This window comes from Pseudomonas sp. TE6288 (assembly GCF_054062095.1).
In genome coordinates, this window is record NZ_JBSSEW010000053.1 from 1 (window position 1) to 1,307 (window position 1,307).

Consider the following 1,307-nt stretch of genomic DNA (forward strand, 5'->3'; position numbering starts at 1 on the left):
GGTTCTTCACGGATTGCCGGGAAAGTCATACTTGATCTTCATGAAAAAGAATTCGCTGTCCCGGTAGCCGTAAGCCATCCGCTTGATCACCTTGATCCGGTTGTTTATGCCTTCCAACTGCCCGGTGTGCATGGGCCATCGCACCCTGCTCAGGATGCCGCGCCAGTATCCCTTCAGCCGTCTAGCAAACTGCTTCAGCGCCGGTATTTCGCTTTCAGCAGCCAAGCGCAGCCACTGTTTCCAGGCTGATCGCCACCCCCAAGCGGTGGTAGGCGACCACAGGGCTTTGAGCTCTGCCTTCATCAAGTAAACTGTCATCAGCGATTGGTTGGCCGCCAGCAGATCCTGCAGATGTACCTGCTGATCTTCTCGCTTGAGGTTCTCTGGATTGCGCAGCAGCAGCCACCGCGCTTGCTTGATCACCTTGCGCGCGGGTTTGTCCTGGCGCAGGCGGTTGGCCTCATCGACCCGTACCCGGTCAATCACCTCTCGCCCATACTTGGCGACCACATGAAACAGGTCATAGACAACGCGTGCCCTAGGGCAATGTTGGCGCACCTCCAAGTCAAATGCGGTGTTCATGTCCATTGCCACTGCTTCGATCCGTGCACAGCCCTCCGGCCCCAGCTCCTCGAAAAAGGGCCTGACAGCGGCTCGGCTACGCCCTTCGCCAATCCACAGCACCCGGCGAGTGTCGGCATCCAACACCACGCTGGCGTAGCGATGCCCTTTGAACAGAGCGAACTCATCCATCACCAAGCGTCTGGGCTGGGCCCTCGGCAGCTTCTCCAGTGCGGCCTGTAGCGCCCGCCGCTCCAGCAAACGCACGCTGTCCCAATGCAAACCAAACAGCTCCGCGACGTGCAAGGTGGGCAGTCTTTGGCAAGCCTGGATCACGGCTTCGGACAAACGCCTGGTCATCCGCGAATAGCGGTCAAGCCAGCGGACTGACTCCATTCGCTTGCCACATGCGCTACACCCAACGCGTCGCAGCTCGACATTCAATCGCACCGCCCGGCCAAGAATGGGCAGGTCACGGATTGAGCGCTGACAGTATTCGTGGATGGCGGTGCTGGGCTGATGACAGCCGCTGCAGGTGGGGAATCTGGTGGGCTGCGGAATCAGGTCGATCAACAGGTCGTTGCCGTCATGCCGGATCGCGGTGACAGAAAAGCCCTCCCAAAAGGGCAGAAACGTATTAATATCGTGCACAAGAACGCCGGTTTGTAGATGTGTTTGCTCGCACGAACATCATCCATCAAACCGGCGTTCTTGTTTCTGTCTTTCCCGGGATTCCGTGAAGAACC

1 protein-coding gene is annotated in these 1,307 nt (G+C 58.5%); it reads right to left on the minus strand.

Annotation, left to right across the window (positions count from 1 at the left end):
- Positions 1–6: 6 nt before the first annotated feature.
- Complete coding sequence (locus tag ACVWY1_RS26070) at positions 7–1,212, minus strand: ISL3 family transposase (protein WP_457378950.1); 1,206 nt, start codon at positions 1,210–1,212, stop codon at positions 7–9.
- Positions 1,213–1,307: the final 95 nt, after the last annotated feature.